The 6,000-nt window shown below is 67.2% G+C and carries 8 protein-coding genes; 4 read left to right on the forward strand and 4 right to left on the reverse strand.

The features are described from left to right. Positions 1–175: 175 nt before the first annotated feature. The 3 genes from pcaG to G3N94_RS17940 all read right to left on the reverse strand — a co-directional run bounded on the left by pcaG (position 176) and on the right by G3N94_RS17940 (position 2,437). Positions 176–769: a protocatechuate 3,4-dioxygenase subunit alpha gene (gene pcaG, locus G3N94_RS17930; protein ID WP_205793953.1), complete on the reverse strand. Its 594-nt coding sequence runs from the start codon at positions 767–769 to the stop codon at positions 176–178. Between the two features lie 3 nt (positions 770–772). Next, positions 773–1,480 carry a protocatechuate 3,4-dioxygenase subunit beta gene (gene pcaH, locus G3N94_RS17935; protein WP_205793954.1) on the reverse strand — a complete coding sequence of 236 codons (708 nt, stop codon included), beginning with the start codon at positions 1,478–1,480 and terminating at the stop codon, positions 773–775. A gap of 279 nt (positions 1,481–1,759) precedes the next feature. Further along, a complete protein-coding gene (locus tag G3N94_RS17940) occupies positions 1,760–2,437 on the reverse strand; it encodes a YebB family permuted papain-like enzyme (RefSeq protein WP_205793955.1) in 678 nt (225 codons plus the stop codon). Between the two features lie 121 nt (positions 2,438–2,558). Here G3N94_RS17940 and G3N94_RS17945 point away from each other — a divergent pair, with 121 nt between their 5' ends. The 4 genes from G3N94_RS17945 (at position 2,559) to G3N94_RS17960 (ending at position 5,257) form a co-directional block, all read left to right on the forward strand. Further along, complete coding sequence (locus G3N94_RS17945; RefSeq protein ID WP_205793956.1) at positions 2,559–3,296, forward strand: helix-turn-helix transcriptional regulator; 738 nt, start codon at positions 2,559–2,561, stop codon at positions 3,294–3,296. 123 nt (positions 3,297–3,419) lie between these two features. Beyond that, complete coding sequence (gene pcaQ, locus G3N94_RS17950) at positions 3,420–4,421, forward strand: pca operon transcription factor PcaQ (protein WP_205793957.1); 1,002 nt, start codon at positions 3,420–3,422, stop codon at positions 4,419–4,421. A gap of 105 nt (positions 4,422–4,526) precedes the next feature. Next, entirely contained in the window at positions 4,527–4,886 is a 360-nt protein-coding gene (locus tag G3N94_RS17955; protein WP_205793963.1) for a type II toxin-antitoxin system RelE/ParE family toxin, read from the forward strand. Between the two features lie 74 nt (positions 4,887–4,960). After that, positions 4,961–5,257 (forward strand): XRE family transcriptional regulator, encoded by a 297-nt coding sequence (locus tag G3N94_RS17960; protein WP_205793958.1) that lies wholly within the window; start codon positions 4,961–4,963, stop codon positions 5,255–5,257. Position 5,258: 1 nt separating this feature from the next. Here G3N94_RS17960 and G3N94_RS17965 read toward each other — a convergent pair. Next, positions 5,259–6,000: amino acid permease (locus G3N94_RS17965; protein ID WP_205793959.1), on the reverse strand; the 742-nt coding region annotated here is incomplete at its 5' end.

Here is a 6,000-nt window from a genome sequence, read left to right on the forward strand (position 1 = left end):
GGCGAATCCAATAGGGGGCGGTATCGCGTGCCGCGGCAAGGCTGAATGTGCGGAAAGCGCCGATCGCGAAGAGGTTGTTTTCCCGTCAATGCGGTACTTCCGGCGCCAGAGTTACCCCCCGATGGGTTGACCCACAGAAACAGGCCGCCGCCATCGGGGAGCTTATCGGCGCGGATCAGACGTCGAAGAACACCGTTTCCCGCGGGCCCTGCATCCGGATATCGAACCGGTAGACCACCGGCCCGCCCGGCTGCGCTTCGCGTTTCGCGACGAGCGTCGCACGCCGCTCGGCCGGCACCGCGTTCAGCACCGGATCGGCCGCGTTCGCTGCGGCTTCATCGTCGAAGTACACGCGGGTGAACGCATGCGTGAGAATCCCGCGCATCATGACCGTCACATTGATGTGCGGCGCATCGTCGGCCGCGATTCGACCCGGCTTGACCGTCTCCACAACGAAGCGGTGCTGCGCGTCGGTGCCGGTGCCCACCCGCGCGAAACCGGTGAAACCCGTCCGCGCAATGTCGTCGCGCGACGCCGGGTACTCGCCCGCGCTGTCCGCCTGCGTGAATTCGAGCACCGCGTCGCTGACGACGTTGCCGTCGCCGTCGAACACCTGGCCGACCAGCAGCACGTGCTCGCCCGCCGCGTGCGGCGCGGCGATTGCGGCCGTGAACAGGCTCTTCAGGTCGTAGTTGTACTGCTGCGGGCACAGGCCGTAAGCGAAGTACGGGCCGACCGTCTGCGAAGGGGTTTGTTTCAGCGTCGTCATGGTTCAGCGCTCCATCGGGGTGGCGTCGCGGCCGCGCAGCACGATGTCGAATTCGTAGCCGAGCGCATAGCCTTCTTCGGTGATGTCCATCGAGAAGCGCGAGATCAGCCGGTCGCGCGCCGCTTCGGGCGTGCCCTGGAAGATCGGATCGTACGCGAGCAGCGGATCGCCGGGGAAATACATCTGCGTGACGAGGCGCGAGCCGAAGTAGTCGCCGAACAGCGAGAAGTGGATGTGGTTCGGGCGCCACGCATTCGGATGATTGCCCCACGGGTACGCGCCGGGCTTGATCGTCAGGAAGCGGTAGCGGCCTTCGTTGTCGGTCAGGCAGCGGCCCGCACCGAGAAAGTTCGGGTCGAGCGGCGCGTCGTGCTGGTCGACCTTGTGCACGTAGCGGCCGGCGGCGTTTGCCTGCCAGACCTCGACGAGCGTGTTGCGCACCGGCTTGCCGCCTTCGTCGAGCACGCGTCCCGTGACGACAATGCGCTCGCCGAGCGGCTCGCCATTCTTCACGGCGTTCTTCGTCAGGTCGTGATCGAGCGCGCCGAGATCGTCCGTGCCGTAGACGGGCGCGTACTGGTCGCGCAGTTTCTCCTTCAGCGGGATCAGCGGCTTCGTGGGGCCGCGCTTCACCGACGAGCGGTACTCGGGGTGGATGTACGCGGGATGCGACGGCCAGTCGCGCGGTGTGAGGATCGTGGGGGAATCCATCGGGCGTCTCCTGATAAGTTTTCGCAGAGTGGATGGCAGGACTTTAGCCAATCCGGAAAGTTATGCAAAATGACGATTTTTCGTGGATCGCATAACTGTTCGTTATGGTCTGCGGACGCCGCGCCAATAAAGAAGCCGCCGGACAGGGCTGCCTGTCCGGCGGATAAAGCGATCGGGCTCGCGTTTCGTCGATGACGAACGTTGCACGGCCCTCCAGCCAACCCGTCGCTGTTTGTTATTTGCTCTTGTTGTTGTTGTCGGTCTCCATCGCGCCGCCCGTCACGCGCGCCCCGGATCGAGCACGATGCCGTCGAATTCGAGCGTCAGCTTGTCGCTGCGGATCAGGCTCGCGGGCGTCACTGTCTCGCGTGCCCACGGAATGCGGCCGAAGTACCACAGCCGCCAGAAGCCAAGCTTCGCGCCGGGCCGGCGCGCGTGCAGCGCCTCGAAGGTTTCGACGTCGCCGACCTCGACGCCCGAAGCTTCGCCGAGCACTTCGCGCACGTAGCGCGAGCAGAACTGTCGCCGCGACCGCAGGTTGAAGCCGGTGTCGTACAGCGTGCCGATGCGCTTTTCGGCGGCCTCGTGCACGCGGCGCTGTTCGTCGGCCGTGGGCCGTGTTGCCAGCCGTGCCAGCGCGATGCGGCCGCCTTCGGAGCGGGCGACGAAGCGCGCGAGCGGCGTCAGCTTCGCCCACGGAAACGTGCTCTCCGCGACCACCGGCTCGGCCCCCGACGTGTCGACGACGATGCCGACGTGGTTGGTCCACGTTCCCGTCGCGTCCGCCACTTCGCGGAACGGGCGGATCGGCACGCGGATGAACACGAGATCCCCGACGTGCGCGCTCGCGGCGAGCGTGCGCACGGTCGCGAGCGGCAATCCGCGGCCGGTTTCGCGGGCATCGCGCGACACGGCGCGGAGCGGTTCGTATGTAGCGGTTTCGGTTCGGGTGGACATCTCGGCTCCGTCGATCGGTGACAGGACGGAGCGGATTATGCAGACAAGTAACGAAAAGCGTGAATCTGCGTGTGTCGGTAGCCTAATATTCGTCCTGAAGCATCATTTTTCGATACCAAGCATGACTGAAACCGCCCAACTGATCGATACGCTGAAGCGCCAGCTGAAGGCGCAGGGCCTGACTTACCGCGACGTCGCGCATGCACTGGATGTCTCCGAAACGAGCGTGAAGCGGCTGTTCGCGAGTGGCCGCTTCACGCTCGAGCGCGTCGTACAGATCGCGCAGGTGCTCGGCTACACGCTCGCCGAGCTCGTGCAGGAGGCATCGGCGTCCGCGCCGCGGCTGCACACGCTGACCGAGCAGCAGGAGGCGCTGCTCGTGTCGGACGAGAAGCTGCTGCTCGTCGCCGTCTGCGCGATCAACTACTGGACCGTGGACGACATCGTGTCGGCGTATCGCGTGACGAAGGCCGAATGCCTGAAATACCTGCTGATGCTCGACCGGATGAACGTAATCGCGCTGCTGCCGGGCGACCGGATTCGCGTGCGCGTCGCGCGCGACTTCGACTGGCTGCCGGGCGGCCCGATCCGCCGCTATTTCCACACGCACGCGCTCGGCGATTTCCTCGACAGCCGCTTCGACGGCCCGGGCGAAACGATGACGTTCACGCAGGGGATGCTCACGGTGGCGGCTGCCGCCGAGCTCGAGCAGGAATTGCGGCGGTTGCGCAGCAAGGCGGCGGCGCTGCACGCGGAGTCGTCGTCTGCGCCGCTCGGGCAGAAGCACGGCACGGGGTTGCTGATCGCGAAGCGGATCTGGGAGCCGTCGGGATTCGAGGCGCTGCGGCGCACGCCGTGAGCGCGACGGCGTCTGTTGTCGGCCTGATCCGCACGCCGCTGTGCCAGCCAACAGACAGCGCTTGGGACCAACCGGGAAGTTATGCAAAATGGCATTTCACCGTCAGTTGCATAACCACCTGTCATGAATAACCGTATCGCCGATGGCCGCGTCAAGTTCCGGCACCTGCAGTGCTTTCTCGCGGTCGCGCAACTGGGCGGCGTGCAGAAGGCGGCCGAAAGCCTGTCGATCACGCAGCCGGCCGTCTCGAAGACGATCGCCGAACTCGAGTCGATCCTCGGCGTCAGGCTGTTCGAGCGCGGCCGGCAAGGCGCGCACCCGACCCGCGAAGGGCAACTCTTCATGCCGCATGCGAACGCGTGCGTGCTCGCGCTGCGGCAAGGCGTCGGGCTGCTGGCGCGTGAAGGCGGCGGCGCGGCGGCGACGCTCGAGGTCGGGATGCTGCCGACCGTCGCGGCGTCGCTCGCGCCGGCGCTGATGAAGGCGCTCGCCGCACGCTGGCCGCGCGCCGTCGTGCGGATCGCGACCGCCGCGAATGCCGAACTGCTCGAACGCCTGAAGGCCGGCGCGATCGAGTGCGCAATCGGGCGGCTGTCGGAGCCGGAGCGGATGATCGGTCTCGCGTTCGAACAGCTGTACAACGAGCCGCTCGTCGCCGTCGTGCGCGCCGGTCATCCGCTGATCGCGAGCGCCGCGCCGGCGGCCGAACTCGCGCGCTACCCGGTCGTGCTGCCGCCGTACGGCACGCTGATCCGGCAATCGGCCGAGCAATTGCTGAACGCATGCGGCGCGCCGCCGCTGGATGCGTTCATCGAGGTGCTGTCGGTGTCGGTCGCGCGTGCGCTCGCGCTCGAGAACGATGCGGTCTGGTTCGTGCCGCTGTACGCAGCCGAGTACGACCTGGCGGCAGGCGCGCTTGCGCGTTTGCCGCTGCCGCCAGCCGGCACCGACGAACCGGTCGGGCTGATCCTGCGCACCGACGCGCAGCCGTCGCCCGTCGCGCGGACGCTGATCGACGCGGTGCGCGAAATCGCACGGGCGCGGTATGGCGACGGGCGGCCGGGAGACACGGCGCAGCGTGGCCGGCGGAGGGCGCGCGGCAGCAACGTGCCGAAGCCGCGTTGAAATGCTGCAGCACGCGGACGCGCGAGATGGCTGATCGGCCGAGGTTCGCTTTCGTCACGCTTGGCCTATCGTATCAATTTTGGTACGATAGGCGGCAAGACGGCGATGGTGAGACAGCAATTCCAGGCGACGCTGGCTGTGCGGTTCTTCAGCACGGTTGGTGGAAACGAACCGGTCCGCGAGTGGCTCAAGAGTCTCGAGCCAGCGGAGCGGAAAGCAATCGGCGAGGACATCAAGACTGTTCAGTTCGGCTGGCCCCTTGGCATGCCGCTGGTCAGGAAGATATCGAAAGACATCTGGGAGATCCGGGTCACGCTTGCGCGGCGAATAGCCCGCGTGATCTTCACCGTCGTCGGCAACACGATGGTCCTGCTGCACGGATTCATCAAGAAGTCGCGGGCAACGCCACCAGAAGATCTCGATGTCGCCACGAGCCGGCTGAAGGCGCTGAGGAACGGCATCTGAATTCAGCGCAGCCGAACCGGAGCAGGCCTTCACCGGCAATCGGGCAGTGCGCAACGCAACGAATGGAGTACAGCATGACGACCCCCAGCAACCGCCACATCGGCAGCGACTTCGACGCTTTCCTCGATGCGGAAGGCAGCCTCGAGGAAGCCACCGCGATCGCGATCAAGCGCGTGATCGCGTGGCAGATCGAGCAGGAGATGAAGGCGCAGCACATCACGAAAACTGCGATGGCCGCCCGGATGAAAACGAGCCGCGCGGCGCTCAACCGCCTGCTCGACGAAACCGACACGAGCCTCACGCTGACGACGCTTGCGAGCGCGGCCGCAGCGCTCGGCAAGCGCTTGAGCTTCGAGCTGGTGCCCGCCTGACTTACCGGCCGCGTCCCGCCACCCTCAGGTAAAGCAGCGCCGCGCCCGCCAGCAGCAGCGGCCACACCAAATACCAGCCGGTCGTCAGGAACAGCCCGGCGACCGCGACCAGCGACACCCACGCGCAACGATGCGCGATGCCGCCACGCGGCAACAGCTTCAGCGCCGCCGCGGCCCCCAGCCCGTACACCATCACGAAGCAGCCGGACGTCACGAGCACGAGCGGCTTCGGTCCCACGCCGGCGATGGTCGTCGCGGCCAGCGCGAACGTCGCGAGCGCGGCAATCACGCCGAGGCTGCGGCGCGGCACGCCGCCGACCTGACTGCCTTGCGCGAGCCACGCGGGCAGCGCGCCATCGCGCCCGAGCGCCGCGCCGAGCTTCGCTGCACCCGCGAAATACGCGTTCATCGTGCCGAGCGTCAGCAGCAATGCGCCCGCGGCCGCCAGCACCTGCGCATGGCCGCCGATGCCGCGCGCGATCAGTTCGGCAAGCGGCGCATCGGACGCGCCGGCGGACGGGCCGAGCACCGTCACGCTCGCGGCGGCGACCGACAGGTACAGCAGCCCGACGACGACGACCGCGATGCCGGCCGAACGCGGCATGTCGTGCGCGGGCCGACGGAATTCCGCCGCGAGATGCGTGATCGCTTCCCAGCCGGCGAAGCTCCAGACGAGCAGCGCGGCTGCCTGGCCGATCGCGAACCAGCCGTGCGGCGCGAATGGATGGAGATTCGACACGCCC

Origin of the sequence: Burkholderia sp. Ac-20353, from assembly GCF_017104785.1 — a bacterium.
Taxonomy (GTDB): Bacteria; Pseudomonadota; Gammaproteobacteria; order Burkholderiales; family Burkholderiaceae; genus Burkholderia.

Excerpts from the sequence above, each read along its gene's own strand:
- G3N94_RS17945 (WP_205793956.1), top strand. The coding sequence starts at position 2,559 with ATGACTGAAACCGCCCAACTGATCGATACGCTGAAGCGCCAGCTGAAG.
- pcaQ (WP_205793957.1), top strand. The coding sequence starts at position 3,420 with ATGAATAACCGTATCGCCGATGGCCGCGTCAAGTTCCGGCACCTGCAG.
- G3N94_RS17955 (WP_205793963.1), top strand. The coding sequence starts at position 4,527 with ATGGTGAGACAGCAATTCCAGGCGACGCTGGCTGTGCGGTTCTTCAGC.
- G3N94_RS17940 (WP_205793955.1), bottom strand. The coding sequence starts at position 2,437 with ATGTCCACCCGAACCGAAACCGCTACATACGAACCGCTCCGCGCCGTG.
- G3N94_RS17960 (WP_205793958.1), top strand. The coding sequence starts at position 4,961 with ATGACGACCCCCAGCAACCGCCACATCGGCAGCGACTTCGACGCTTTC.
- pcaG (WP_205793953.1), bottom strand. The coding sequence starts at position 769 with ATGACGACGCTGAAACAAACCCCTTCGCAGACGGTCGGCCCGTACTTC.
- pcaH (WP_205793954.1), bottom strand. The coding sequence starts at position 1,480 with ATGGATTCCCCCACGATCCTCACACCGCGCGACTGGCCGTCGCATCCC.